Source organism: Niveispirillum sp. FG148, assembly GCF_057809655.1.
The window spans coordinates 13,163-38,432 of the sequence record NZ_JBMDKJ010000035.1 but is presented as its reverse complement, the minus strand read 5'-3'; the positions used below and the strand labels follow the sequence as shown (position 1 = coordinate 38,432).

Annotated in this window: 21 protein-coding genes and 1 tRNA gene; 19 read left to right on the top strand and 3 right to left on the bottom strand. The window is 65.2% G+C overall.

The annotated features are described in order from the left end of the window. The first annotated feature begins 178 nt into the window (after positions 1-178). On the top strand, positions 179-1,360 hold the full coding sequence (locus ACODTW_RS24635) for a hypothetical protein (RefSeq protein WP_488948784.1): 1,182 nt from the start codon (positions 179-181) through the stop codon (positions 1,358-1,360). Positions 1,361-1,594: 234 nt separating this feature from the next. Here the strand turns inward: ACODTW_RS24635 and ACODTW_RS24630 are convergent. Next, positions 1,595-1,684: transfer RNA gene (locus tag ACODTW_RS24630), tRNA-Ser, on the bottom strand. Positions 1,685-2,028: 344 nt separating this feature from the next. On the opposite strand from ACODTW_RS24630, the gene rplU reads away from it, so the two are divergent. From rplU to ACODTW_RS24560, 14 genes are all read left to right on the top strand, one after another. After that, complete coding sequence (rplU, locus tag ACODTW_RS24625) at positions 2,029-2,340, top strand: 50S ribosomal protein L21 (protein ID WP_416573164.1); 312 nt, start codon at positions 2,029-2,031, stop codon at positions 2,338-2,340. Positions 2,341-2,375: 35 nt separating this feature from the next. Continuing rightward, on the top strand, positions 2,376-2,660 hold the full coding sequence (gene rpmA, locus ACODTW_RS24620) for a 50S ribosomal protein L27 (protein ID WP_488948783.1): 285 nt from the start codon (positions 2,376-2,378) through the stop codon (positions 2,658-2,660). 206 nt (positions 2,661-2,866) lie between these two features. Next, positions 2,867-3,922 (top strand): GTPase ObgE, encoded by a 1,056-nt coding sequence (gene obgE / locus ACODTW_RS24615; protein WP_488948782.1) that lies wholly within the window; start codon positions 2,867-2,869, stop codon positions 3,920-3,922. A gap of 89 nt (positions 3,923-4,011) precedes the next feature. Beyond that, positions 4,012-4,368 (top strand): hypothetical protein, encoded by a 357-nt coding sequence (locus ACODTW_RS24610; RefSeq protein WP_488948781.1) that lies wholly within the window; start codon positions 4,012-4,014, stop codon positions 4,366-4,368. 11 nt (positions 4,369-4,379) lie between these two features. Further along, the gene (locus ACODTW_RS24605; RefSeq protein WP_488948780.1) at positions 4,380-8,063 is read left to right on the top strand and encodes a CHAT domain-containing tetratricopeptide repeat protein; all 3,684 of its coding nucleotides are present in this window, start codon (positions 4,380-4,382) and stop codon (positions 8,061-8,063) included. A 148-nt stretch (positions 8,064-8,211) separates the two neighbouring features. Next, on the top strand, positions 8,212-9,636 hold the full coding sequence (gene miaB, locus ACODTW_RS24600; RefSeq protein ID WP_488948779.1) for a tRNA (N6-isopentenyl adenosine(37)-C2)-methylthiotransferase MiaB: 1,425 nt from the start codon (positions 8,212-8,214) through the stop codon (positions 9,634-9,636). Then, positions 9,633-10,619: a PhoH family protein gene (locus ACODTW_RS24595; RefSeq protein WP_488948778.1), complete on the top strand. Its 987-nt coding sequence runs from the start codon at positions 9,633-9,635 to the stop codon at positions 10,617-10,619. Before miaB ends, ACODTW_RS24595 begins: the two co-directional genes overlap by 4 nt. 3 nt (positions 10,620-10,622) lie before the next feature. After that, positions 10,623-11,312 (top strand): rRNA maturation RNase YbeY, encoded by a 690-nt coding sequence (gene ybeY / locus ACODTW_RS24590; RefSeq protein WP_488948777.1) that lies wholly within the window; start codon positions 10,623-10,625, stop codon positions 11,310-11,312. 13 nt (positions 11,313-11,325) lie between these two features. After that, positions 11,326-12,258, top strand: coding sequence for a hemolysin family protein (locus tag ACODTW_RS24585; RefSeq protein ID WP_488948776.1), 933 nt, complete (start codon positions 11,326-11,328; stop codon positions 12,256-12,258). Between the two features lie 75 nt (positions 12,259-12,333). Further along, entirely contained in the window at positions 12,334-13,941 is a 1,608-nt protein-coding gene (lnt, locus tag ACODTW_RS24580) for an apolipoprotein N-acyltransferase (RefSeq protein ID WP_488948775.1), read from the top strand. A 157-nt stretch (positions 13,942-14,098) separates the two neighbouring features. Next, entirely contained in the window at positions 14,099-14,548 is a 450-nt protein-coding gene (locus ACODTW_RS24575) for a helix-turn-helix domain-containing protein (protein WP_488948774.1), read from the top strand. 247 nt (positions 14,549-14,795) lie between these two features. Further along, positions 14,796-15,965, top strand: coding sequence for a methionine adenosyltransferase (metK, locus tag ACODTW_RS24570; RefSeq protein ID WP_488948773.1), 1,170 nt, complete (start codon positions 14,796-14,798; stop codon positions 15,963-15,965). Positions 15,966-16,069: 104 nt separating this feature from the next. After that, entirely contained in the window at positions 16,070-16,774 is a 705-nt protein-coding gene (trmB, locus tag ACODTW_RS24565; RefSeq protein ID WP_488948772.1) for a tRNA (guanine(46)-N(7))-methyltransferase TrmB, read from the top strand. Positions 16,775-16,932: 158 nt separating this feature from the next. Continuing rightward, the gene (locus ACODTW_RS24560; protein ID WP_488948771.1) at positions 16,933-18,621 is read left to right on the top strand and encodes a methyl-accepting chemotaxis protein; all 1,689 of its coding nucleotides are present in this window, start codon (positions 16,933-16,935) and stop codon (positions 18,619-18,621) included. 58 nt (positions 18,622-18,679) lie between these two features. Here the strand turns inward: ACODTW_RS24560 and ubiG are convergent, their stop codons facing one another. Beyond that, on the bottom strand, positions 18,680-19,453 hold the full coding sequence (ubiG, locus tag ACODTW_RS24555; protein WP_488948770.1) for a bifunctional 2-polyprenyl-6-hydroxyphenol methylase/3-demethylubiquinol 3-O-methyltransferase UbiG: 774 nt from the start codon (positions 19,451-19,453) through the stop codon (positions 18,680-18,682). Between the two features lie 214 nt (positions 19,454-19,667). Here ubiG and ACODTW_RS24550 point away from each other — a divergent pair, with 214 nt between their 5' ends. From ACODTW_RS24550 to ACODTW_RS24540, 3 genes are all read left to right on the top strand, one after another. Next, entirely contained in the window at positions 19,668-20,903 is a 1,236-nt protein-coding gene (locus ACODTW_RS24550) for an aspartate kinase (protein WP_488948769.1), read from the top strand. A gap of 138 nt (positions 20,904-21,041) precedes the next feature. After that, on the top strand, positions 21,042-22,061 hold the full coding sequence (locus ACODTW_RS24545) for an NAD(P)H-dependent flavin oxidoreductase (RefSeq protein ID WP_488948768.1): 1,020 nt from the start codon (positions 21,042-21,044) through the stop codon (positions 22,059-22,061). A 111-nt stretch (positions 22,062-22,172) separates the two neighbouring features. Further along, positions 22,173-23,129 (top strand): hypothetical protein, encoded by a 957-nt coding sequence (locus tag ACODTW_RS24540; RefSeq protein ID WP_488948767.1) that lies wholly within the window; start codon positions 22,173-22,175, stop codon positions 23,127-23,129. A 10-nt stretch (positions 23,130-23,139) separates the two neighbouring features. Here ACODTW_RS24540 and ACODTW_RS24535 read toward each other — a convergent pair whose 3' ends face one another. Then, positions 23,140-23,613 carry a TlpA family protein disulfide reductase gene (locus tag ACODTW_RS24535; RefSeq protein WP_488948766.1) on the bottom strand — a complete coding sequence of 158 codons (474 nt, stop codon included), beginning with the start codon at positions 23,611-23,613 and terminating at the stop codon, positions 23,140-23,142. 222 nt (positions 23,614-23,835) lie between these two features. On the opposite strand from ACODTW_RS24535, the gene argH reads away from it, so the two are divergent. Further along, complete coding sequence (argH, locus tag ACODTW_RS24530; protein ID WP_488948765.1) at positions 23,836-25,254, top strand: argininosuccinate lyase; 1,419 nt, start codon at positions 23,836-23,838, stop codon at positions 25,252-25,254. Positions 25,255-25,270: the final 16 nt, after the last annotated feature.

Below are 25,270 nucleotides of genomic sequence, written 5' to 3'. Positions count from 1 at the left end.
AAGCCAACACCGATAGATTTGATCTTGACTGACGGCGACTCCCCTTGGGGCGGGTCGCCGTTATCTTTTTGACGCCGCGGCATGAGACTTTGCCACCACAACACAACCCATGCCTGTAATATTCACGAAAATCAGGTATCCTGTCGCCCTCATCACACAGCTGCCGACCGGTGACACAATGCGGTACGTTCCTGCCTACGGCCTCTCGCTGCTCCTGGCCGCGACGCTGGCCACCCTGCCGACACTGGCGCAGGAACAGGAGGGCTGGCGCGCCACCTTTACACTCGGCGTCGGCGCCGTCGCCTCGGTACCGGGCGACGTCACTTGGGGCGACCGCCTGCATGTCATTGTCGATGGTGCATCCTGCGACGCCGCATCTGTATTCTTCACTGCCTTGAGCTATGCCGCAGTTGAAAGGCTCGACGCAGTGACGGGCAAGGATGTCGACATGTCCGTGAACGGTCAGAATGTAACCGGTCATATCAGCAGCATTCATCCCTCAGTAATGGGTCATCTCGCCATCATTGATCTGGAAAAGGGGCCGCTGGTCACGATCAAGGCGAAATATGCAAAGATGCCCGAGATCGATATCAAGCTGTCCGATCAGAACGCCGCCGTGGTGGGGGCCTTCGAGGTTCTTCACAATTCCTGGAGCACTAAGGACATGGGCCCAGCTCTGGACAAGGCCCAGCAGCTTTGTCAGCAACGGGCAGCCCAGAAAGCCAGCAAGGGGGTGGATTGTGACAAGATCATCGCCCTGGAAGGCTGGGCTCTCGCCTTGAAGGGCGACAAGCAGGATAATTATCTCGGTGCACTGAAACGATGCCTGGACGGCGACACAGTCAACCAAGCCCAGGCGGATGCCCTCAACCTGAAGATCCTGGACAATCTCGACAAGGTGTCGGAGGCGTTGACGACACCACGAGCAACGACAGCCGCCTTCCTGAAGCGCAGCCTGCTGGTCGCAGCGGAGTCCGGATATCCGTCGTCACAGCACAATTACGCGACCATCCATAACATGGACAGACGGTTGCCGGCTGCCGATCTGTTTGCAGAGGATCAGGAGACCTTCATCCTCTGGACTCGCAAGGCGGCTGCGCAGAAGGAGCCGCGGGCAATGTTCAACCTTGCGGTCCGTCTGCTGCCCACGCCTAACAGTCCGCTGCCGCCCGATCCCCGCACCGCCTATATCTTGCTTCAGCAGATTCAGGCGGAGGTCGGTCCGTTGAAGGCCCGGTTGGTCTTCGGGAACACTCTGAACAAGCTGCTAACTGACGCCAAGACGGCCCTGGGCCCCGACAAAGCGGGAGAAGCCGAAGCCGGACGCGCCAGCTTTGATTTCGCATCTCTGGCGCCATGAGGGAAATGTCAGCGTTGTTGGGGAGAGATGGTGGCCCCGGGGGCACGCGCCCCCGTAAATCCACCGGGGTCCCCGAACGCCGAAACAGCGCACACGGTTCAAGATTCGCCGCTGAACGGCAGACGCTGCCCTACAGCACGGTTGACAGCGAAAAGGTGACGCCAGTACAGCCGCGCCGTAGCCGATCGGTTGATCGTACCGCATATTCGGCTTGAAATTTTCAGAGGAAATAAATGGCGGAGAGGGTGGGATTCGAACCCACGGTACCCTTGCGGGTACTTCGGTTTTCGAGACCGACGCGTTCGACCACTCCGCCACCTCTCCGCATGACCTCGCCGCGCTTGGGTCCGGGGGTCAGTCCGGGGCGTCCTGGCGAAGTGGCGGGGAACCTACACAAAGCCTTGGGGAAGTGCAACACCCCTTTTTAATGTCGACCCTACATTATATAAGGGTGCCCATGCGGCGGGTGGACCCCACCCTTGCAGGCTCCGGGGGGTGAAAGCCCAAGGAAAAGAGTCGGTTCCCGGTTGACAGCCCGTCTCGGACAGGTATATTCCGCCGCCTCTGGGAACGGAGCCGGTTCGGCTGCCGTATTCCTTTTTGCGGCAGAATGGAAGGGGCCGCCCCATTGGCGGGGGTTCCCGGATCTTTAAGAAGTGGTGGTTAGAATGTTCGCAGTCATCCGCACCGGCGGTAAGCAGTACAAGGTCGCGGCCGGCGACGTCATTCGGGTTGAGAAGCTGGCCGGTGAGGCTGGTGCCTCCCTGAAGCTGGACGAAGTCCTGCTGGTCAGCAACGAGGGCACCACCACCGTCGGTTCGCCCCTGGTGGCCAATGCGGTCGTCACGGCTGACGTCGTCGCCCAGGACCGCAACGACAAGATCATCATCTTCAAGAAGAAGCGCCGCCAGAACTATCGCCGGAAGAACGGCCATCGTCAGGAAGTGACGGTGCTGCGCATCACCGGTATCCAGGCCTGAGCGCCTTTTTGAAGCTTCAGTGAGGAGTTAAGTCCATGGCACATAAAAAGGCAGGCGGCTCGTCCCGCAACGGTCGCGATACCGCTGGTCGCCGTCTGGGCGTCAAGCGCTTTGGCGGTCAGATCGTTCTGGCCGGTAACATCCTGGTCCGTCAGCGCGGCACCAAGTTCCATGCTGGCGAGAATGTCGGCATCGGCAAGGATCACACGCTGTTCGCCCTGGTTGACGGCAGCGTTGAATTCAAGACCGGTCTGAAGGGCCGCACGTTCGTGGCCGTCAACGAGATCGTCGTTGAAGAGGCCGCTGTGGCTGCCGAGTAAGGTCTGTCCGCCGGCCCCGGCCGGTGTGAGAGTTCTGTCGGGTCGGGGGAGCGGGCAACCGTTCCCCCGATTTTGTTTGAAGTTTTGCACTTCCCTCAGGCGCCGGGCGGGCGCATCCGCGCCCTTGGCTTACGCGCCCATGGGGGCGCGGGCCGGCGGTCGCCGGCCTGGGGGCCTCCCGTTTCTGTTGTTAAGTCGGTGCCGCCATGAAGTTCCTGGACCAGTGCAAGATTTTCCTGAAGAGCGGGGATGGCGGTCCCGGTGCGGTGGCGTTCCGGCGGGAGAAGTTCATCCCCAACGGCGGCCCCGATGGCGGCAATGGCGGGCGCGGCGGTGACGTGGTGATCGAGGCTGTGGACGGCCTGAACACCCTGATCGATTATCGCTATCAGCAGCATTTCAAGGCCAAGCGCGGCGGCCATGGCATGGGCTCCTCCCGTTCCGGCGCGCGCGGCGAGGATGCGGTGCTGCGCGTGCCCGTCGGCACCCAGGTGCTGGACGAGGATCAGGAGACGGTGATCGCCGACATGACCGAGGTCGGTCAGCGCATCGTGCTGCTGAAGGGCGGCGACGGCGGATTCGGCAACGAGCATTTCAAGACCAGCACCAACCGTGCCCCGCGCAATTTCGGCCCCGGCTGGCCGGGAGAGGAGCGCTGGGTCTGGCTGCGGCTGAAGCTGATCGCCGATGCCGGCCTGCTGGGCCTGCCCAATGCCGGTAAAAGCACCTTCCTGGCCGCCGTCAGCCGCGCCCGGCCCAAGATCGCCGATTATCCCTTCACGACGCTGGTCCCCAACCTGGGCGTAGTGAAGGCCGGCGAGGAAGAATTCGTCATCGCTGACATTCCCGGCCTGATCGAAGGTGCCCATGAAGGCCACGGCCTGGGCACCCGCTTCCTGGGCCATGTGGAACGCACGCGCGTGCTGCTGCATCTGGTCGATGGCACGCAGGAAGATGTGCAGCTGGCCTACCGCACCATCCGGCGCGAGTTGCGCATGTATGGCGGCGGCCTGGCCGACAAGAAGGAGATCGTCGTCCTGAACAAGGTCGACGCCCTGACGGACGAAGAGATCGAGTTCAAGCGCACCAAGCTGCGCCGGTCGGCCAAAAAGCCCGTGCTGGTGATGTCCGGCGCCGCCGGCCAGGGTGTGCAGGAAGTGCTGTACGCCCTGCTGACCATCATCAAGGAAGGCCGCGCCGAAGAAGGCATGGCGGCGGAAGAAGCCGCCTATCGGGCCCGGTACAAGCCGATTGAGGAGTGAGGCAACAGCACCTGCATTTCGTTGTACCGACCCTTGCTGACAGCCTGAACGCGTAATAGCCTGATCCACGAAACCCACAGGAGGTTTTCGTGGATATGATTGTTGCCGATGCCGCCCGGGCCACTGCCGCCACCTTCCCTGATGCCGTGGGCATGGAACTGGAGGTGCTGCTGGCCACCGATGGGGCGCCACCACCCCCGGCCCGGCAGTTCGACGCGGATACCGCCATCGCCCTGGCCGGGCTGATCCTGGCGGCGGCGCAATTTGCCTGGACCATTTACAATGACATGCGCAAGGCCGGCGGCGCCCCCACGGCCGAGGATGTGGAACGTCGGGTGATCGACCGGCTGCAGCGGGAAGGACGCCTGCCGCCCGAACCGCCGGCCAGGGCGGCAGTCGGCAGCGCGGTGCGTCAGGTCACCTCCCGCCTCGACATCCGCGTCTGAGGGGGGAAGCCATGACGAATAACCGGCTGATCCTCACCGACCAGGGCGACGGCACAATCCAAATCGCGTTGCAGCGACCGACCCATTTCGTGCCGGAGCCGGCGGGGGGGCCCATTCCCTTCACCCTGCCGCTGACCGATGAAGACCTGGAGGATTTGCGTTGGTATCTGGAGGATTACCTGCGCATTCCCGTGGCGGTGTACCAGACGCGCGGCTCTGAAATTGCCGACAAGCTGCGGCCCTGGGGCGAAGCCCTGTTCCGGGCCACCTTCGGGGCATCGCCCCAGGCCATGCGCGTCTATGGGGAAGCGATGGCGGCGGCGGACAAGCCCGACCTGCTGATCATTTCCGCCAACCCGGCCTTCCTGGGCCTGCCGTGGGAGTTGCTGCGCGATCCCGAGGCGGCGGCCCCCCTGGCCCTGGCCCTGCCATCGGTGGACCGTTCCTTTGCCCCACCGGCCCCCAGCTTCGCGACCCCGGCAGGGGCAAAGCTGCGGGTGCTGCTGGTCATTTCCCGCCCCGCCGGGTTGGGGGATGTCGGCTTCCGCTCCGTGGCCCGCCCGTTGATGGAGAAGCTGACGGCAGTGGCGGGCGAGGTGGAGGTGGAGTTGCTGCGCCCGCCCACGCTGGCGGCCATGACCCGGCGGCTGAAACAGGCGGCCGATGAGGGCGCCCCCTTCCACATGCTGCATTTCGACGGGCATGGCACTTTCGGCACAACGGCCCCGGTTGGATATGCGCCCGATCAGTTCCGCGATGGCGGCCCCCAGGGCTATCTGCTGTTCGAGAGGGAAAATGGTGGGGAACATCTGGTGTCGGCGGCCGATATGGCCCTGGCGGTGGAACAGGGAAAGGTGCCCTTGGTGCTGCTGAACGCCTGCCGGTCGGCCACCATCACCGGCGGCGCGGGGCCAGAGGCGGCCTTGGCCACCCGCCTGATCCAGGCGGGCGTGGCCTCTGTGGTGGCGATGAGCCATTCCGTCTATGTCCGGGCCGCGGCGGAGTTCATTGCCGCCTTTTATGAGGCGCTGTTCGCCGGCAAGACTGTTTCCGCCGCTGTCGCTGCCGGTCGCCGGCAATTGCACCAGGCCAACCTGCGCCCCAGCCTGAAACAGGACATGCCCCTGCAGGACTGGCTGGTGCCTGTGCATTACGCGCGCACACCTATCCAGTTCCCGCACCTGCAGGGCAAGGCGCTGAAGGGCACGGTCGCCGACCGTCTGCGGGCCATCCGCGCCGCCATGGCGTCAGGGGAGGAGGTTGGCAACCTTCCCGATGTCCTGGCCCCGCGCGACGGCCAATTTGTGGGCCGGGATGGGGCGTTCCTGACCCTGGAAACCGCCCTGCAGCGGGAGCGGGTGGCCCTGATCCATGGACCGGGCGGCGGGGGCAAGACCGAACTGGCCAAGGCCTTTGCCCGCTGGTGGCGGGACACAGGCGGGCTGGACCCGCAGGGCGGGGTCTTCTTTCACGCCTTTGAACCGGGTCTGGCCAGTTTCGGCCTGGATGGCGTGGTGAATGCCATCGGCCTGCAATTGCTGGGAACGGATTTCAGCCGGATCGCACAGCCGGAACAGCGGACGGCGAGGCTGCTGCAAGCGCTGCGACAGGTGCGCTGCCTGCTGGTCTGGGACAATGTCGAAACCCTGCATTCCATGCCCGACCCGCAGGGGGTGACCAAGCCGCTGGCAGACGAGGAACGGGCCGCCATCACCGCCTTCATTGCGGCCCTGCGTCAGGGCGGCCAAAGCACCCTGATCCTGACCAGCCGCACGCCGGAGGAATGGCTGGGCCCGCTGCACCGGCTGGAACTGCCGGGCCTGACGGGGCAGGAGGCGACGGAATATGCCGATATCCTGTTGGCCCCGCATCCCGCCGCCGCATCCCGCCGCCGGCACCCCGCCCTTGCCGACCTGATGGAATATCTCAACGGCTATCCGTTGGGCATGCGCCTGATCCTGCCGCATCTGGCCCATCATGACGCCGCTACGCTGCTGGCCGGGCTGCGCGGTCAGGTGCCGCTGCCGGCCACCATCACCGACGGTCCTGCCCGTCATGCCAGTCTGGAGGCCTGCGCCGCCTATTCCCTGGGCCAATTGCCGACCGACACACGCAACTGCCTGTCGCTGCTGGCCTTGATGGAGGGGGTGGCGGATCTGGTTTTGCTGCACGCGGCCTGCAAAGAGGCGACGATGCCCGCCCCCTGGCAGGGGGTGGATAGCGAAAGCTGGCGGGAAATGCTGGACGCGGCCACCGCGGTCGGCCTGCTCAGCCCCATCAACGGGCTGATTTACCACATCCATCCCGCCCTGCCCGCCCTGCTGCTGGCCGACTGGCGGGCGCGGGCCGGGGCAGATTTCACCGGGCAACAGGCAGCGGCACAGGCGGCGATGCTGACGGCGCACGCGGAAGTGGCCGCTGCCCTATATGAGATGATCAGGGGAGAGGGGGCGGAGATTGCCTTCCACCTGCTGTCCCTGCTGCGCCGCAGCCTGGGCCATTATCTGGCCCTTTCCCTGGACCGGGGGGATTGGCAGGCGGCACAAGCCATGCTGCAACCCTTGTCGCTCTATCTCACCAACCAGGGTTGGGGACAGGAACTGCAAGGCTGGCTGGACCGCGCACGGCTGGCAACGGAGGGGGCATCCGGTCTGCCCCCGGTCTGGGGCAGCACACCCTGTGCTCTGTGGTTGTTTGTCACCGGTCAGACAGCCAACTCAAAGCTTAGCCAAGGCGATCTTGATCCCGCCCAGCGGATTTATGACGGTCATCGAGATCTGCTGGTGGCAGCGGGCCACCCCGCCCGTCGACAGCTTGGGGTATGCCTGCATCAGCTTGGTAGGGTGGCACAGGATTCCGGGGACTTGGCGGCGGCGGCGCACTGGTATCGTCAATCGTTGGCCATCGACCAGGAACTGGGCGACCGGCCGGGCATGGCGGTCAGCTACCATCAGCTTGGCATAGTGGCACAGGATTCTGGTGATTTAGCGGCGGCGGCGGACTGGTATCGCCAATCGCTGGCCATCAAGCAGGAACTGGGCGACCGGCCGGGCATGGCGGCCAGCTACCATCAGCTTGGCAATGAGGCGCAGCGTTCCGGTGATTTAGCGGATGCGGCGGACTGGTATCGCCAATCGCTGGCCATCCGGCAGGAACTGGGTGACCGGTCAGGCATGGCGGTCAGCTATCATCAGCTTGGCATGCTGGCGCAGCGTTCTGGTGATTGGACCGCCGCGGCGGACTGGTGTCGCCAATCGCTGGCCATCAAGCTGGAACTGGGCGACCGGCGGGGCATGGCGGCCAGCTACCATGAGCTTGGCATTGTGGCGCAGCTTTCCGGTGATTGGGCGGCGGCGGCGGACTGGTATCGCCAATCGCTGACCATTAACGAAGCGTTGGGCAACCGCCCGGACTTGGCCATGACCTATGCCCAGATGGGGCATTTGCATCTGGTGCGGAACGAACCGGGGCCGGCCCTGACATGGACGTTGCGGTCGATCGCCCTGTTCCCGGATTTTCCCAGCCCGCAGACGGGGGCCGCCCCCCGGCATTTGGCCCGTCTGACCCGGATACTGGGGTTGGAGGTAGTGACGGATACCTGGCGGGAACTGACGGGGGCGGACCTGCCGGGAATTATCGCGGATGCCCTGCCGGCCCTGATGGACCAGATGCGGCAGGAGATGGAGGCGGGCTGAGCGTTGTCGCCGATTGCGGCCCGGCACCGCCCCACCCCATGCACCCCCATCGCCCCCGCCCATCCGTGCTGCAACGTTGACTCTGGCCCGCACATCCCTATCTTTGCCCGGTTAAGCGGCTGGCTCTTGCCACCCCGCGCCCTTTGTCATGCGGAAAGGCCCCGGTACCGGGGTGACGGCGTTGAAGAAGAAGCTGTTCATCAAGACCTATGGCTGCCAGATGAATGTCTATGACAGCGACCGCATGGCCGATGTCCTGGGGCCGCTGGGTTATGAGCCGACGGATACGCCCGACGGCGCCGACATGGTGATCCTGAACACCTGCCATATCCGCGAAAAGGCATCGGAAAAGGTCTATTCCGAACTGGGCCGCATCCGCCTGTTGCAGAATGACAAGGCGGCGGAGGGCGGGCGCATGGTCGTGGCCGTGGCCGGCTGTGTGGCCCAGGCCGAAGGGGCCGAGATCATGATGCGCGCCCCGCATGTCGACATGGTGTTCGGGCCCCAGACCTATCACCAGTTGCCGGAGATGGTGACGCGCGCCGTGCGCGGGGCCGGCGGCGTGGTCAATACCGACTTCCCGGTGGAGAGCAAGTTCGACCTGCTGCCCGAGGAAAGCGCCAAGCCGCAGGGCCCAGCCGCCTTCCTGTCGGTGCAGGAAGGCTGCGACAAGTTCTGCACCTTCTGCGTCGTGCCCTATACGCGCGGGTCGGAATATAGCCGCCCCGTGGCGCAGGTGCTGGCCGAGGCCAAGCGGCTGGTCGGCCATGGCGTGAAGGAAATCACGCTCTTGGGCCAAAATGTCAACGCCTTTCATGGCGACGGGCCGGACGGCAAGGTCTGGGGCCTTGGCCGCCTGATCCGGGCGCTGGCGGAGGTCGAGGGCCTGGAACGCATCCGCTATACCACCAGCCACCCGCGCGACATGGATGACGACCTGATCGCCACCCATGGCGAGGTGCCGCAACTGATGCCCTTCCTGCATCTGCCGGTGCAATCGGGCAGCGACCGCATCCTGGCCGCCATGAACCGCAAGCATACGGGCGATGATTATCGGCGCCTGATTGACCGGCTGCGCACAGCACAGCCCGATCTGGCCCTGTCGTCGGACTTCATCACCGGCTTCCCCGGTGAGACGGACCAGGATTTCGCCGACACGCTGCGCCTGATCTCCGATATCGGCTTCGCCCAGGCCTACAGCTTCAAATATTCAGCCCGCCCCGGCACCCCCGCTGCGTCCCTGGAAGGGCGGCAGGTGGAGGAGAAGGTGAAGGATGACCGGTTACAGGCGGTGCAGCAATTGCTGAACGCCCAGCAGGTGGCCTTCAACCAGACCCTGGTCGGCCGCACCCTGACCGTGCTGTTCGACCGGGTCGGCAAGTTCGAGGGGCAGTTGCTGGGCCGCAGCCCCTATATGCAGTCCGTCCATGCGGAGGCGCCGGCCCGCCTGATGGGGCAGATGGTGGAGGTCGCCATCGAGGGGGCCTTTGCCAACAGCCTGTCGGGCCGCATCGTCACCCATGAGACCACCACCCAGACCGCCGCGGCACCGGCGGTGGAGGCACACGCTTGACCAATCTGGAACTGTCGTTCGACGATAATCGCCTTCTGCCCCTTCTGTTCGGCGAACATGGTCAGTTCCTGACCCGCCTGGAACACCAGATGGGGGTGCGGCTGGTGTCGCGCGGCAATGTCCTGTCCATCACGGGCGGGGACCAGTCGGCCCAGGCCGCACGCGCCGCCGTGCTGGCCCTGTGGGACCGGGTGAAGGCGGGCATGGCCGTCGGCACGGGGGAGGTGGACGCCGCCGCCCGCATGGCCATCAGTACCGATGTACAGGCCAGCGGCAATGCCCTGGCGCAATTGTCGGACCCGCGCGCGGGCCTGAAGACCAAGCGCCGCACCATCACCCCACGCAGCGCCACCCAGGCCCGCTATCTGGAAGCGCTGGCGGAAAATGAACTGGTCTTCGGCCTGGGCCCCGCCGGCACGGGCAAGACCTATCTGGCCGTGGCCCAGGCCGTCAGCCTGCTGATGCAGGGGTCGATCGAACGCATCATCCTGTCGCGCCCCGCCGTGGAGGCGGGGGAACGGCTGGGCTTCCTGCCGGGCGACATGAAGGAAAAGGTCGATCCTTACCTGCGTCCCCTCTACGATGCGCTGCATGACATGTTGCCGGGTGATCAGGTGACCAAGCGGCTGGAGACGGGCGTCATCGAAGTGGCGCCGCTGGCCTTCATGCGCGGCCGCACCTTGGCGCATGCGTTCGTCATCCTGGACGAGGCGCAGAACACCACGCCCATGCAGATGAAGATGTTCCTGACCCGACTGGGCGAGGGCAGCCGCATGGTGGTGACGGGCGACGTCACCCAGATCGACCTGCCATCCGGACAGAAATCCGGCCTGCGGGAGGCGCTGACCATCCTGCGCGGGGTGGATGGCGTGTCCTTCGTGGAATTCACCGACAAGGACGTGGTCCGCCATCCGCTGGTCGGGCGCATCGTCCGCGCCTATGACGCGGCGGCCCGTGCCAACAGCGCCGGACAGGATATCTGACCCATGCCCCATCAGGTCGACATCACCATCAGCATCGAGGATGACCGCTGGGACGGCGCTGTGCCGGACGTGGAGTCCCTGTGCGAACGCGCAGCCCGCGCCGCCCTGATCGCGGCCGACGCGCAGGACCCGGATTGGCTGCCCGGCGGCCCGGTGGAAATGTCACTGGTCCTGGCCGACGATGCCACAGTCCAGGAACTGAACCGCGACTATCGGGCCAAGGATAAGCCCACCAACGTCCTGTCCTTCGCGCTGTACGCCGATGGTGAAAGCGATGGCGACGAAGGTGAGGAAGATGGCGCGGATGAAGAGTTCGACGTCGAGGAAATCGCTATTCACGACGATGATGACGACAATGTGGAATTCCTGTCGCCAGAGCCCGCCGTTCCTGTATTATTGGGCGATGTGATTCTTGCGTTCGAGACGGTGGAACGCGAGGCAAGCGAACAAGGCAAGCCTTTCACGGACCACCTCACCCACCTTGTGACCCATGGTGTCCTGCACCTTCTGGGTTACGACCATATCGAGGATTCCGAGGCCGAACAGATGGAACGGCTGGAAACCCAGATCCTGTCAGGGCTCGGCATCGCCGACCCTTATGCCGGGCGCCCGGAAGGACATCGTGCGCCTGATGATCATGGCGGCTCTGCCGCTGATGATCCCGGGGATGAAGCCCCGGACCCTTCCCCATAACCCCTGAAAGATGATGGCCGACCTCAGCGACAGTCGATCGCCCCGCGAAGACGGGGCCGAAGAACACGGAACCCTCACCCAGCAGCTGCGCGGCTGGTTGCGGTCGATCCTCGGGGTGCGCGGCGGCGATACGCTGCGCGACACCATCGAGGAACTGATCGAGGAAACAGGGTCCACCGAACCCTCCATGGCGGAGGGGGAGCGGGCATTGCTCGCCAATATCCTGAAACTGCGCCACCGCACCGTGGTCGATGCCATGGTGCCGCGGGCCGACATTGTCGGCGTGCCGCTGGACATATCCCTGACCGACCTGATCATGCGCTTCTCCAACGAAGCGCACAGCCGCATGCCCGTCTACCGGGAAGAGCTGGATGACGTGATCGGCATGGTCCATATCAAGGACGTGCTGACCTGCGTCGCCGGCAGCCGCCCTTACGACCTGGAAAGCATCACGCGGGAGGTCATGATCGTGGCGCCCAGCATGCCCGTGCTGGACCTGCTGCTGAAGATGCGGCAGCAGCGCCAGCATCTGGCCCTGGTGGTGGATGAATTCGGTGGTATCGACGGGCTGGTCAGCATCGAGGATCTGGTCGAAGAGATCGTCGGCGAGATCGAAGACGAGCATGACGACGCCAAGGAAAGCGCGCTGGCCCCACGGGCCGATGGGTCGCTGGACGTCGATGCCCGCATCCCGGTGGAGGATTTCGAGGCTCAGTTGGGCCGCTATTTCGCCCCGGAGGAGCTGGAGGATGTCGATACGCTGGGCGGGCTGGTCTTCTCCATGGCCGGCCGCGTGCCGTCCCCTGGCGAGGTGCTGAAACATCCCAGCGGGCTGGAGTTCGAAATCCTGGACGCCGATCCGCGACGCATCAAGATGCTGCGCGTCCGCAATCTTGCCATGAACAGCAGCGAGGGTGCCGACGCGCCGCGACGGGCTGTGGGCTGACAGGCCCTTGCCCTGACGGCAACCGATGCGGAGGATGGCCGCCATCCACCGACAACCGCCAGGGCGTTCCCGACCATGAACAACCCGCCGTCCTTTCCCCGCCTGTCCAGCCTGGACAGGCGGTTTGTCCAGGCCCGCGGCTGGAAGCGCCTGGGTATCGCCGCCCTGGTCGGCGCCATCGCCACCCTGGCCCTGCCGCCGGCCCATGCCCTGCCCCTGCTCTGGCTGACCTTTCCGGCCCTGATCTGGCTGCTGCGCGGATCAGACCGGAAGCGGAATGATTTTGCCATCGGTTTCGCCTTCGCAATCGGCCATCACGTAACCGGGCTTTACTGGATCAGTGCGGCCCTGTTCACCGATATCGGCCGGTTCTGGTTCATGCTGCCCTTCGCCTTGCTGGGCCTGCCGGCGCTTCTGGGTCTGTTCCTGGGCGCCGGCACCCTGGCCCATGGCTGGCTGCGCCGACGCTTCGGCCTGACGGGCTGGGCGGAGGCGGCCTCTCTGGCCCTGGTCTGGACAGCGGTGGAATATGCGCGCGGCCATGTATTGACAGGTTTTCCCTGGAACCTGATCGGCTATGCCTGGGTACCGGTGCTGCCGGTACTGCAGATGGCGTCGGTCACCGGCATTTATGGCCTGTCGCTGCTGACAGTGCTGGCCGCCGCCATGCCGGCAGCCATTTCTGATCCGAAACAATCCTTTCGACCGGCGATCGCCGGCTTGGCAGGTTTGGCGCTGGTGGCTGCCTGGGGTGGCTGGCGCATGGCCGGCGAAGGGTTGGAGGACGTGGCGGATGTGCGTCTGCGTCTGGTCCAGCCCAACATCCCGCAGACCCTGAAATGGAAGGAGGAGGCCAAGGTGGAGAACCTGCGCCGCCTCATGGACCTGTCCATGGCTCCCGGCTGGTCAGAGGTCACGCATGTCATCTGGCCGGAGACAGCCGTCCCCTACCTGCTGTCGTCCGATGACAGCGACCCTGACCAGATGCCGCTGCTGCAGGCGCTGACGCAGGTGGCCCCGCCTGGCGGGGCCCTGATCACCGGGGCCAACCGCCTGTCGCGGGATGCCGACGGCAAGCCGCTATATCACAATTCCCTGTTCGCACTGACCCAGGGCGGCCATGTCGCGGCCAGCTTCGACAAGTTCCATCTGGTGCCGTTCGGGGAGTATCTGCCCTTGCGCCGCCTGTTGCCCGCGGGAATGAAGGCCGTGGCCGCCGGCGCCGATTTCACGCCCGGCCCGGCCCCGCGCGCCGTGCCCCTGCCGGGCGCGCCGGCCGCAAGCCCGCTGATCTGTTACGAGGTCATCTTCCCCGGTGCCGTGATGCCGAACGGCGCCCCGGCGGAGCGGCCTTCATGGCTGCTGAACCTGACGAACGACGCCTGGTACGGGCAGACGGCCGGACCGCATCAACACTTCGCCATCACCATCGTGCGCGCAGTGGAGGAAGGGGTACCGCTGGTGCGCGTGGCGAATACCGGCATCTCGGGCGTTGTGGATGCATATGGGCGGGTCAGGGGCACCCTACCACTTGGCGGTAGCGGAAACATCGATATTGCCCTACCAACGGGGGCACGTTTCGTGCCATTGTATGCCGACTTTGGCGACAAGGTCGTCGGCATGATCTGGGCTGCGCTGTTTTTGATCACGCTGGTGCTGGGCCGCCGCCGCGACACCGTCTGAAGATGATGGGCGCCGCCACGAGCATCTGTTAGCAGTTATTATCCTTTTGATCACGCACGGGCACCGCTTCCACTACTGAAGAATAGGGAACGGGGCCTTGACTGCATGCAAAGGTATGAAGCAGGATCGGGTCAACGCCAATCTGGAGGTTGTCCGCATGCAAACCGAAACTCGTGGCCGTCGTGGTGGCGGCCGTCCCAAGCTTGGGAAGCCGAATCCCATCGACGTCCATGTCGGGACGCGTGTCCGCCTGCGCCGTACCCTGCTGGGCATGAGCCAGGAGAAGCTGGGCGAGGCGATCGGCCTGACCTTCCAGCAGGTCCAGAAATATGAGCGCGGGGCCAACCGCATCGGCGCGTCGCGTCTTTTCGACCTGTCCCGCGTGCTGGATGTACCCGTCTCCTTCTTCTTCGATGACATGCCGAACCCCGAAGGCATGCCGAACCCCGCGCCGACCCCGGTGCCGGAGGCAGGGGAGCCCGACCCGATGGCCAAGCGTGAGACGCTGGAGCTGGTGCGCGCCTATTACCGCATCACCGACCCCAGCGTGCGCAAGCGCATCTTCGAGCTGACCAAGGCTGTCGCCGGCGCCTCCGACGCCGCCTGACAGCTGCGGCGGCGGGCCGGATCGGCAACACCTGGCTGGCCGCACCTGCGGTCAGCTGGTTCTGGCCCATGACGACTGGCGGGAGCACTGAAATGACGCTGCTTCCGGTCGCCTGACAGAGGGGTCGCCCAGGCGGGGTGCTTGACCTTACCGGAAAAGACTGCAAAAAAGGCGCAGTTCTGGCATTGGTCAGGACTGCGCGTTTTTTTTGCGCGTTTCCCCGACCCGCTAGCCGAGGCGATCGCAAGTGGCAAAGTCGAACTACGTTTTTACCAGCGAGTCCGTGTCCGAAGGCCATCCAGACAAGGTCTGTGACCGGATTTCCGATGCCGTCGTGGATTTGTATCTGGCGCAGGATCCCTACGCACGCGTCGCTTGCGAAACGTTGGCCACCACCAACCGGATTGTCATCGCTGGCGAAGTGCGCGGCCCCGGCGACCTGTTGAAGCAGGTCGAAGACGTGGCGCGCGCCGCCGTCCGTGACATCGGGTACGAGCAGAAGGGCTTCCATTGGGGGACGGCCGATGTGTCCGTGTACCTGCATGCCCAGTCCGCCGACATTGCTGTGGGCGTCGACGCCGCCGGCAACAAGGACGAGGGTGCCGGCGACCAGGGCATCATGTTCGGCTATGCCTGCACCGAGACGCCGGCCCTGATGCCGGCCCCGATCTATTACAGCCACAAGCTGCTGAAGAACCTGGCTGAGGTTCGCCATTCCGGTGCCACGCCCTGGCTGGGCCCGGATGCCAAGAGCCAGTTCTCCCTGCAGTACCGCGACGGCAAGCCCGTCGGGGCCACGTCGGTCGTGCTGTCGACCCAGCACAGCGAAAGCGTGAGCCAGGAAGAAATCCGCGAAACCGTTCGCCGCCACGTCCTGAACGTGCTGCCGGAAGGCTGGATGTGCCCGGAAGAGGCGTTCTATGTGAACCCGACGGGCCGTTTCGTCATCGGCGGTCCCGATGGCGATGCCGGCCTGACCGGCCGCAAGATCATCGTCGACACCTATGGCGGTGCCGCCCCCCATGGCGGCGGGGCGTTCTCCGGCAAGGATCCGACGAAGGTTGACCGGTCGGCCGCCTATGCCGCGCGCTATCTGGCCAAGAATGTCGTGGCCGCCGGTCTGGCCGACAAGTGCACCATTCAGCTGAGCTACGCCATCGGCGTGTCGCACCCGCTGTCGGTTTATATCGACACGGCCGGCACCGGCCGCGTGGACGAGGACAAGCTGTCCGATGTGCTGCGCCAGCTGATGAACCTGAGCCCCCGCGGCATCCGCGAGCATCTGAAGCTGAACCGCCCCATCTATGCACGCACGGCTGCCTACGGGCATTTCGGCCGCGAGCCGGATGCCGATGGTGGCTTCAGCTGGGAAAAGACCGATCTGGTCGCCGACCTGAAGTCGGCTTTCGGCGCCTGATCCCGGCGGGACGCCGTCACCAGCGTCCCACCCCGCCTGTTGCAGCGGCCCGCCCATCGGCGGGCCGTTTGCATTACCTGTACCCTCCGTTCCTGAGCATGCCCATGTCCGAGGACACCGCCCCGCCCCGCAAGGTCCTTTATGGCCGCCGTCACGGCCGCCCGCTGCGCAAGCACCGGCAGGAGGTGATGGAGACGCTGCTGCCGGTCATGAAGCTGACGGCCCCCGCCGCCGGTGCCTGCATCGACCCGGCCAGCCTGTTCGCAACACCCAGGCAGGACTTGTGGTTCGAGGTCGGGTTCGGCGGCGGCGAGCATCTGGCCTGGCAGGCAGCCCGCCATCCCGATATCGGCTTCATCGGCTGCGAGCCCTTCATCAACGGTGTCTCCTCCCTGCTGAAGCATGTGGAGGAAGGGGGGCAGACCAATATCCGTGTCGTACCCGATGATGCCCGCCCCATTCTGGATGCCCTGCCCGATGCATCGGTTGGACGGGCTTTCGTCCTGTTCCCCGACCCCTGGCCCAAGGCACGGCATGCTTTCCGCCGCTTCATCGGACCGGATAACCTGCGGCGCCTGAGCCGTGTGCTGAAGGACGGGGCTGAACTGCGTATCGCTTCGGATGATCCGCAGTTGCAGCGCTGGATGCTGGAACATGTCTGGCGCCATCCTGATTTCGAATGGATGGCAAGAACAGCCGAAGACTGGCGCCAACGTCCGGAAGATTGGCCCCAGACACGCTATGAGGCCAAGGCCCTGGAAGCGGGCCGGCGCCCTATGTTCCTGCGCTTCACCCGGCGTACACGCTGAATAATGTGCGTGACCAAACCTTTGCCCGGAGCCACCTGCCACTTCTGCAGAACCTAACCCTTCGAACCTGACAAATATGCGCGACTGAGGATTATGCTTCGGTTTTAGCGTCAAGACACAGTCGGCACAGGTATCGACTGTCGGGTTAGGAGGATCGCATGGTTTCGCTGCGTGACTTGAAGATCGGGGTGAAGGTCAATCTCGCCATGGGCATGCTGGCCGCCATCGCCATCGCAATGGCCGTGATGGGCCTGTCCGCCATGTCCGTCTATCAGTCCGAAGTGGAGAACATGGGCGTGTCCGCCAAACGCGCCGTGCTGTCCGAACAGATCAACGGGCTGATCAATGGTGTCGTCATGGACAGTCGCGGCATCTACATGGCCCGCGACGCGGCGGAGGTCGACAAATTCGCCAAGTCCATGACCGAAAGCCTGAATACTCTGGATCAGCGCCTGACGGCCTATGAGGCGGTGATTGACGCGTCCGTCGCGGCGGAAATGCGCGATGCCATCACCCGTGGCCGGGAATTCATCCGCTTTCGCACCGACATGATCAATGTGGGGCGTGCCGAGGGGGCCGCCGCCGCGCGCGTTGTTGGCGACAATGATGCCAACCGGGCCAACCGCAAGGCCTTCAACGACGTGATGATCAAGCTGTCACAGAAGCAGGTGGCCACCGTGAATACGGCCATCGCCGATCTGGACGATTTCGGCAACAGCATGCGCCTGACGCTGCTGCTGGTCGCCGCCATCGGTGTCATCGCCTCCGTTGGCTTTGCCATGTGGCTGGTGTCGCGCCGTGTCACGCTGCCGCTGGGCACGGTGACCGGCATCGTGCGGCAGATGGCCGCCGGCGATCTGCACGCCACCGTTCCCGAAACCGACCGCAAGGACGAGATCGGGCAGATCGCCCAGGCCCTGGAACAGTTCAAGCGCGGACTGCTGGAGGCAAAGCGGCTGGAAGCCGAGCAGAAGGCCGAACAGGCTGCCAAGGAGGAACGCCGCCAGCGCCTGGAGCGGCTGACCTCCGACTTCGCCTCCAAGCTGGGGCAGGTTTCGGCCGCACTGGCCCGATCGGCCACGGATATGCGCGCCAGCGCTTCCGGCCTGAACGGTGCCGCCCAGGCCGCCGCCGCCCAGGCCGCCCAGGTCGCCAACGCGTCGGACGAAAGTGCCGCCGGTGTGCAGAGCGTGGCCGCTGCCACCGAAGAGATCAATGCCTCCATCGCCGAGATCGCCCGTCAGGTGGTGGAGGCCAGCAATGTCGCCCGCAGCGCCGTGGAGGATGCCGGCGAAACCACCCGCACCATGGATGGTTTGCAGGGCGCCGCTACCCGCATCGAAGAGGTGGTGGGCCTGATCCAGGGCATTGCCGCCCAGACCAACCTGCTGGCCCTGAACGCCACGATTGAGGCGGCGCGCGCCGGTGAGGCCGGCAAGGGCTTTGCCGTCGTAGCGTCGGAGGTGAAGGCGCTGGCCACACAGACCGGCAGGGCGACAGAGGATATCACCTCCCAGGTCGCCAATATCCAGCGTGAGACAACCGCAGCCGTCACCGCCATCGCCCGCATCGCCAATACGATCGACAAGATCGGGGCCATCACGACCGCTCTCGCCGCCGCCATCGAGGAACAGCAGGCCAGCACGAACGAGATTTCGCGCACGGTGCAAGAAGTGGCCAATGGTACCCAGGCCGTCTGCGATGCAGTGCAGGGCGTCAGCCAGGCCGCCGCCAACACCGGCGGTGCGGCCAGCGCCGTGGAAGGCACGGCGTCGGACGTGACCCGTCAGTCCGTCGTGCTGAACACCGAGGTCGACCAGTTCGTGAAGACGATCATGGCCGCCTGACCGGGGCCACCGCAGGATCAGCATGAATGGGGGGGGCCGGGCAACCAGCCCCCCCTTTTCATTCCCGCACGCCCCACAGCATGTAATTCACGTCCAGGTCCGTGGATGCCAGGCTGAACTTGTCGCTGACGGGGTTGTAGGTGACGCCCGTCAGTTCCCGCACCGCCACGCCCGCGCGGCGTAAGGCGCCCGTCAGTTCCGACGGCTTCAGAAAGCGCTTCCAGTCATGGGTGCCGCGCGGCAGCCAGCGCAGCACATATTCGGCCGCGACAATGCCGAACAGCCAGCTCTTGGTCGTGCGGTTCAGCGTCGCCATGAAGACCAGACCACCCGGCCGGGCCAGCGCCGACACGGCGCGCAGGAACAGGTCGACATCGGCGACATGCTCCACGATCTCCATGGCCAGCACCACGTCGAACTGTTCGCCGGCGCGGGCCAGATCTTCGGCCGTGGCGGTGCGGTAATCGATCGCGACCCCCGTTTCCGCCGCATGGGTAGCCGCCGTCTTCACATTCTTTTCCGCGGCATCAATGCCGGTGACGCTGGCGCCCAGCCGGGCCAGCGGTTCCGACAGCAGGCCGCCGCCGCAGCCGACATCAATGATGCGCAGGCCTTCCAATGGACGGGGTGCCAGCGGGTCGCGGCCATGGGCCTTGCAGATCGTGTCGCGCAACCAGGCCAGCCGCACGGGGTTGAACTTGTGCAGCGGCCGGAACTTGCCCGTGGGGTCCCACCATTCGGCGGCGATGCGGCTGAACCGCTCGATCTCGGCCGGGTCGATGGTGGTTCGGGTCTGGCCCGGGGTCGGGGCCGTTTCGGTCGCGGCGTTCATGGCTACTCTCTCCCGGGTTGGGGCGGCATCTGGCATAGCAAAGCTGGGGCGGCCTGTCGCGGGGTCAATGTGGCACGGGTGCCCGGCCGCCATGCCTTCATGGGTGCAGTGCGACGGGCGCGCCTTGCGAAGGCCGGAAACGCGGGTTATGGATAGCCCGCTCCGGCACCGGAGCCTTTGCGAATATTACCCTGACCCTTGATGGAATGGCGTTATGGCGCGGCTTGTCCTGAAATTCGGTGGCACCTCGGTCGGCGATATCGAGCGGATCAAGAATGTCGCCAAAAAGGTGAAACAGGAGGTCGATGCCGGGCATGAGGTGGCCGTCGTCGTCTCCGCCATGTCGGGCGTGACCAATCAGCTGGTCGATTACTGCAAGCAGATCGCCAAGGTGCATGACCAGGCCGAATATGACGCCGTCGTCGCCTCGGGCGAACAGGTGACGTCCGGCCTTCTGGCCATCGCGCTGCAGGAAATCGGCATCCCCGCCCGCTCCTGGCAGGGCTGGCAGATCCCGCTGATCGCCGACGAGACGCATGGCAAGTCCCGGATCGAGCGGATCGAGACTGACACCCTGTCGCAGAACATGTCCCAGGGCGTGGTCGGCGTCGTCGCCGGTTTCCAGGGCGTGACGGAAAAGGGCCGCATCGCCACGCTGGGCCGCGGCGGTTCCGACACGTCGGCCGTGGCGCTGGCCGCCGCCTTGAAGGCCGACCGCTGCGACATCTATACCGATGTCGACGGCGTCTATACGACCGATCCCCGCATCGTGAAGGCGGCGCGCAAGCTGCACCGCGTCACGTATGAAGAGATGCTGGAAATGGCGTCGCTGGGCGCCAAGGTCCTGCAGACGCGGTCGGTCGAAATGGCCATGAAGCACCATGTGCGGGTGCAGGTATTGTCAACCTTTGAACAGGCGGCGGGCTCCGAACTGCCCGGCACCCTGGTCGTGGACGAGGATGAAATCGTGGAACAGGAACTGGTCAGCGGCATCGCCTATAGCCGGGACGAGGCGAAGATCACCCTGATTGGCGTGGAAGACCAGCCGGGCGTTGCCGCCCGCATCTTCGGGCCCCTGACGGACGCCGCCATCAATGTCGACATGATCGTGCAGAACGTGTCCGAGGATGGCCGCACCACCGACATGACCTTCACCGTGGGCAAGGCCGATCTGGACCGCGCCGTGCAGGTGCTGGAAAAGTCCAAGGACACGCTGAACTATCGCCGCCTGGTCTCTGACGCCAATGTCGTGAAGGTGTCGGTGATCGGCGTCGGCATGCGGTCCCACGCCGGTGTCGCCCAGCGCATGTTCAAGGCCCTGGCCGATCGCGGCATCAATATCCAGGTCATCTCCACCAGCGAGATCAAGGTCTCCGTGCTGATCGCCGAGGAATATACCGAACTGGCGCTGCGCTCCCTGCACACGGCCTATGGTCTGGACAAGGCCTGATCGCCTATCCTTGCCGACCTTTTAAGCCCGGCCGGACCCTCCGGCCGGGCTTTGCTTTTGCTGGCCCCTTGACCACCGGTCACGGCGGACGGTAGTTGGAAGCCCAAGCATGAACCGAACAGACAGGAACCAACCCGCATGACCGCCCGCCAACGCCTGGATCAGCTCTGGTCCCGTGGTCGTGACTTCCTGGGCACCGAGCTTGCCATCATGGGCGGGGCCATGACCTGGGTGTCGGATGCCAATCTGGTGGCCGCTATTTCCAACGCTGGCGGTTTCGGTGTCATCGCATCCGGTTCCATGTCGCCCGACCTGCTGCGGGCGGAAATCAGGGCGGCGCAGGCCCTGACCACCAGGCCCTTCGGCGTCAACCTGATCACCCTGCATCCGCAGCTGGATCAACTGATCCAGGTCTGTCTGGAGGAGAAGGTGGGCCATATCGTGCTGGCCGGCGGCCTGCCCCCCGGCACGGCCATCAAGGCGGCCAAGGATGGCGGGGCCAAGGTCATGTGCTTCGCCCCGGCCCTGGTCATCGCCAAGCGCCTGATCCGCGCCGGGGCCGACGCCATCGTGATCGAGGGCAGCGAGGCCGGCGGTCATATCGGCCCCGTCTCCACCTCCGTCCTGGCGCAGGAGATACTGCCAGAGGTCCGCGACGTGCCCGTGTTCGTGGCCGGCGGCATCGGCCGGGGTGAGGCCATCGTGTCCTACCTGGAGATGGGGGCCGCCGGCGTTCAGCTCGGCACCCGCTTCGTCTGCGCCAGCGAATGCCGCGCGCATCCGAATTTCAAGGCCGCCTTCATCCGCGGCAGCGCCCGCGACGCGGTAGCGTCCGTGGCACTCGACAGCCGCTTCCCCGTCATCCCCGTCCGCGCCCTGCAGAATGAAGGCACCAAGCGCTTCATGGACAAGCAACGCGAAGTCATCGCGCGCTTCGATGCCGGCGAACTGGACCAGAAGGAAGCCCAGTTGGAAATCGAACATTACTGGGCCGGCGCCCTGCGTCGCGCCGTCATCGACGGCGACGTCGAAAACGGCTCCCTGATGGCCGGTCAGTCCGTGGGCATGGTCACCAAGGAACAGCCCGTGGCCGAGATTTTGGCGGACTTGGTGGCGCAGGCTGAAACGGCGCTGGGGACGCGGGGGCTGGCGGCGTAAGCGCCAAATGCGTGATGGTTACAGACCGGCCACGCCGTAACACTTAATCGCTATATTGTTACAGGCCCTGATGCTAGTTCCGCTCCTATGGCTTTGATGGGAGCGGTCAGGATGGGCGTGGTGTGGCGGCGGGCGGCAAAATTGCTGGCGGGCATCTTGGTTGCCGGGGGATGCGCGACAGCGGCACCCGCCGCAGACCTTCAGGTTCGCAATCTGGGCTGGGAATTCGTGTCCTTCATGGAACGGACGGAGAAGCTGCCACTGGACCAGCGTGTCGCGGCGTTCAAGCGGCAGGTCGGCGCGCAGTTCCCTGCCTTCTATGAGCCGAAGGGGGACGATCCGGAAAAGGCACAGGCACGCTTCGACAAAGCCATTGCCAATGCCATCGAACGGTTTCCGACAATCCGGGAAGCCTATATCGGGCAGTTGACCATGTTCGACAGCAGGTTGTCGGGATATCTTTCCAGCTTCCACCGGACCTTTCCCGACTTCGCCCCCACCAGCGAGATCTACCTACTGCATTCACTGGGCCAGATGGATGGCGGCACCCGGAACTATGACGGGCAGCGGTACCTGATCTTCGGTGCCGACGTCATGGCCCGGGTCCATCAGAACTTCCGCAGTGAAGCACCCTTCTTTCATCACGAACTGTTCCACGTACTGCACGAACCTGCCCTGGGTCCCTGCGACGAGCTGTGGTGCGCCTTGTGGACAGAGGGTCTGGCCGTTCACGTTGCCGCGACATTGAACCCCGGTTCTTCTGACGACGAGCTGCTGTTGAGCTTTCCCGACAACAGTGCTGCCCAGACGCGAAAGAGGCTGACGGAAGCCTGGTCCGACCTGCGGGCAAAGCTGGATAGCACCGACGAAGGCATCTATGGGGAGCTGTTCAGCAGCAGTCGTCACAGCGGCGACCTGCCGCTGCGGCGTGGCTATTATCTGGGCTATCTGGTTGCACAGGAGGTGGCGCGGACGCACGACCTGCAGACCTTGGCCCGCCTGCCGGCCGCCGATGTCAAGCCGCTGGTCCGCCAGGCCGTGGAGGCACTGGCAACCCAGACACACTGAGCGGATCACATCACCGCATCGCCCAGCCGATCAGCGCCTTGGCCTCGGCCCCGTCCCAATGGGCGGCACCCGCCAGGCGGCCGATCTCCCGCCCGTCCGCATCGACCAGGATGGAGAGCGGCAGACCTTCCTTCAGGGGGAAGGCCTTCATGCTGGTCATCTTCTGGTCCAGATATATCGGCAGGGACTTGATGCCGGCCTTTTCAAAGAAGGGCCCGACCTCGTTCAGCCCGCCGCGGTCGACAGAGATGGCGAGGACCTGGAACTTGTCCCCGCCCATGTCGGCCTGCAACCGGTCCAGCGCCGGCATTTCGCGGATGCAGGGAGCACACCAGGTGGCCCAGAGATTGATCAGCAGGGCCTTGCCCTTGAAGGCGGCCAGATCGACGGGCTGACCATCCTTATCCGTGATGGTCAGGGGCGGCAGGGCCGGACGGTCGGGGTTGGCCACGAAGGGCCGCGCCTCCCCCTGGAAAACGGGCATGGCGGTGGCCGTCGGCGCGGCGGGCGCGGAACTTTCCGTCTTCTGGCCGCAGCCCCCCGTTACGAGAATTGCTGTACCTACGGCCACGATTGTTGCGATACGTCGGAAAATCGCCATTCTGCCCTCTTCAGGAACCGGTCAGCCGCGCGTGAAAGTTCGGCTGGCGACAGAGTTCGTGTCCGACGGCCCCGCCGTCAACCCTGCAAAGCGACGTAAACGACGATGACCGACAGCCAGAAGCCCGCCGCCGCCACCGCAAACGACGCCAACGCGCTGTGGGGCGGGCGATTCGCCAGCGGTCCCGCCGCCATCATGCAGCAGATCAACGCCTCCATCGGCTTTGATCAGAAGCTGTGGGCGCAGGATATTGCCGGGTCGAAGGCGCATGCCACCATGCTGGCGGCCCAGGGCATCATCACGGTGGCCGACCGCGACGCCATCCTGGCCGGGCTGGACCAGGTGGCCAGCGAAATCCGCGAGGGGCGCTTCACCTTCACGGTGGAGAATGAGGATATCCACATGAATGTGGAATCCCGCCTGAAGGAGATCATCGGGGAGCCGGCCGGCCGCCTGCACACGGCCCGTTCGCGCAACGACCAGGTGGCGACCGATTTCAAGCTGTGGGTGCGCGATGCGTTCGACCGGCTGGATGGCGACCTGAAGGCCTTGCAGGCGGCCCTGATCGACCGGGCGGAGCAGTTTCCGGACCTGATCATGCCGGGCTTCACCCATTTGCAGACGGCCCAGCCCGTGACCTTCGGCCACCATCTGCTGGCCTATGTGGAAATGCTGGGCCGTGACCGCGCCCGCGTGCGCGACGCCCGCGCCCGGCTGAACGAATGCCCGCTGGGCTCTGCCGCCCTGGCCGGCACCCCCTATCCCATCGACCGCGCGGCGACGTCGGCGGCACTGGGCTTCGACCGGCCCACGGCCAATTCGCTGGACGCCGTGTCCGATCGTGATTTCGCGCTGGATTATCTGGCCACGGCCAGCATCTGCGGCACCCACCTGTCGCGTCTGGCCGAAGAGATCGTGATCTGGTGTACCAGCCAGTTCCGGTTCATCCGCCTGACCGATGCCTTCACCACCGGCAGTTCCATCATGCCGCAGAAGCGCAATCCGGATGCCGCCGAACTGGTGCGCGCCAAGGTCGGCCGCGTCATCGGCGCCCTGAACGGGCTGCTGATCGTGATGAAGGGTCTGCCCCTGGCCTATTCCAAGGATATGCAGGAGGACAAGGAGCCGGTGTTCATGGCCGATGAGACGCTGGCCCTGTGTCTGGCCGCCACCACCGGCATGATCCGCGACATGACGCCAGACCCGGCCAGCATGCGCCGCGCGGTGGAGGCGGGCTTCCCCACGGCCACCGATCTGGCCGACTGGCTGGTCCGCAGCCTGGGCGTGCCGTTCCGCGATGCCCACCACATCACGGGCCGTATCGTGAAGCTGGCGGAAAATGCCGGGACCGGTCTGGCCGAGGTGCCGCTGGTGAGGATGCAGGAAGTGCATCCCGGCATCACCGACGCCGTCTATGCCGTGCTGACCCTGGAAGCATCGGTGAACAGCCGTACCAGCTTCGGCGGCACGGCGCCGTCCCGCGTGCGTGAAGCGGTGGAAGCCGCCAAGGCGCGGTTCCTGTGATGACCGCCCCGCAGAG

Excerpts from the sequence above, each read along its gene's own strand:
- ACODTW_RS24545 (WP_488948768.1), top strand. The coding sequence starts at position 21,042 with ATGACCGCCCGCCAACGCCTGGATCAGCTCTGGTCCCGTGGTCGTGAC.
- rplU (WP_416573164.1), top strand. The coding sequence starts at position 2,029 with ATGTTCGCAGTCATCCGCACCGGCGGTAAGCAGTACAAGGTCGCGGCC.
- ACODTW_RS24535 (WP_488948766.1), bottom strand. The coding sequence starts at position 23,613 with ATGCCCGTTTTCCAGGGGGAGGCGCGGCCCTTCGTGGCCAACCCCGAC.
- trmB (WP_488948772.1), top strand. The coding sequence starts at position 16,070 with ATGTCCGAGGACACCGCCCCGCCCCGCAAGGTCCTTTATGGCCGCCGT.
- rpmA (WP_488948783.1), top strand. The coding sequence starts at position 2,376 with ATGGCACATAAAAAGGCAGGCGGCTCGTCCCGCAACGGTCGCGATACC.
- ACODTW_RS24560 (WP_488948771.1), top strand. The coding sequence starts at position 16,933 with ATGGTTTCGCTGCGTGACTTGAAGATCGGGGTGAAGGTCAATCTCGCC.
- ACODTW_RS24635 (WP_488948784.1), top strand. The coding sequence starts at position 179 with ATGCGGTACGTTCCTGCCTACGGCCTCTCGCTGCTCCTGGCCGCGACG.
- miaB (WP_488948779.1), top strand. The coding sequence starts at position 8,212 with ATGCGGAAAGGCCCCGGTACCGGGGTGACGGCGTTGAAGAAGAAGCTG.
- ACODTW_RS24605 (WP_488948780.1), top strand. The coding sequence starts at position 4,380 with ATGACGAATAACCGGCTGATCCTCACCGACCAGGGCGACGGCACAATC.
- argH (WP_488948765.1), top strand. The coding sequence starts at position 23,836 with ATGACCGACAGCCAGAAGCCCGCCGCCGCCACCGCAAACGACGCCAAC.
- ybeY (WP_488948777.1), top strand. The coding sequence starts at position 10,623 with ATGCCCCATCAGGTCGACATCACCATCAGCATCGAGGATGACCGCTGG.
- ACODTW_RS24575 (WP_488948774.1), top strand. The coding sequence starts at position 14,099 with ATGCAAACCGAAACTCGTGGCCGTCGTGGTGGCGGCCGTCCCAAGCTT.
- ACODTW_RS24540 (WP_488948767.1), top strand. The coding sequence starts at position 22,173 with ATGGGCGTGGTGTGGCGGCGGGCGGCAAAATTGCTGGCGGGCATCTTG.
- ACODTW_RS24550 (WP_488948769.1), top strand. The coding sequence starts at position 19,668 with ATGGCGCGGCTTGTCCTGAAATTCGGTGGCACCTCGGTCGGCGATATC.
- ubiG (WP_488948770.1), bottom strand. The coding sequence starts at position 19,453 with ATGAACGCCGCGACCGAAACGGCCCCGACCCCGGGCCAGACCCGAACC.
- lnt (WP_488948775.1), top strand. The coding sequence starts at position 12,334 with ATGAACAACCCGCCGTCCTTTCCCCGCCTGTCCAGCCTGGACAGGCGG.
- obgE (WP_488948782.1), top strand. The coding sequence starts at position 2,867 with ATGAAGTTCCTGGACCAGTGCAAGATTTTCCTGAAGAGCGGGGATGGC.
- ACODTW_RS24585 (WP_488948776.1), top strand. The coding sequence starts at position 11,326 with ATGGCCGACCTCAGCGACAGTCGATCGCCCCGCGAAGACGGGGCCGAA.